Below are 964 nucleotides of genomic sequence, written 5' to 3'. Positions count from 1 at the left end.
TGACAAAAGAGAACTGTTTATATTTACGGAATAATCCCTGCTTCGTAAACAATCGTATTTTTGTGTTAAATAGTTCTTATATTCATGAGCATTCTTATATGTCCTGCCCGTTTTGTTTCCAGCATTTTGTGTATTGCCATAACTATTCGTATATGACGCATATGTTCCTATTCCTGTAACTGCCATATTAACATATCTCCTTTCATTATTCGGAGTCCTTCCAACTATGCCACCTGTTGGATTTCTCTCAGAATCAATATAATATTGATCACACGCTAGCTTCAAATATACTTTGACTAATACCTTTCATCCACATATTCTGCGTTGCTCCATATCCTCTTTCCTGCCCTATATCATACAATCCACTGCTGTCAAATCCTATTTTTAATACCAAATCATTTTCTTTCTTCCAGCCATTTTTAGCATATTGCAGCCATCTCTTAGAATAAAGTTCATACCCTGCACCATTTTTAGATTTTTCCTTAAACAATGCCAGTAAATCTGTACCATCCTCTGCAATAAAAGTACCATTTTTATATGTCGCATTGCGTGCATCATATCCAGTTGTCTCATACACTTCATGCCATAAAGAATATTGGTTTGCCTTTGTCATATTTGCCTGCGAATTAACAATTTCATTATCTGCATCATGCATACAAATCCACGCATGCGTCCAAATATTTTTTGCATTATCTCCTTCATTCAGCAATTTTTCTATCTGCGATAATGTATCTCTATCTGCATTTCCCGACACCGTTAGTTGATATGTATATGGGTCAATAGAAAATACCAAATCTGCCTGTTTTGATATTGATATCCCATTCTTTGAAAGTAGATTTGAAATTTGCTGATTTACAACACTTCTGGCATGCTGTTTTTCCCTGTCAGTATTGCGTACATAACCAACACTTCTTGAACCACCTGTATATACATCCTTGTAATTCCTTAATGCATAATCATACCG

General features: G+C 35.2%; 1 protein-coding gene and 1 pseudogene. Both read right to left on the bottom strand.

The genetic code is table 11. From position 1 onward, the window contains the following. A pseudogene (locus tag DWX96_RS14450) lies at positions 1-285 on the bottom strand (DUF6033 family protein); the annotation flags it as partial. Continuing rightward, on the bottom strand, positions 269-964 hold a 696-nt coding region (locus DWX96_RS14150), incomplete at its 5' end, for a DUF4885 family protein (protein WP_118057812.1). The gene DWX96_RS14150 and the pseudogene DWX96_RS14450, both read right to left, overlap by 17 nt.

The sequence above is a fragment of the Roseburia sp. AF22-2LB genome, assembly GCF_003461125.1.
GTDB lineage: Bacteria > Bacillota > Clostridia > Lachnospirales > Lachnospiraceae > Roseburia_C > Roseburia_C amylophila.
The sequence above is the reverse complement of the archived record's forward strand: the minus strand, read 5'-3'. Positions and strand labels throughout refer to the sequence as shown.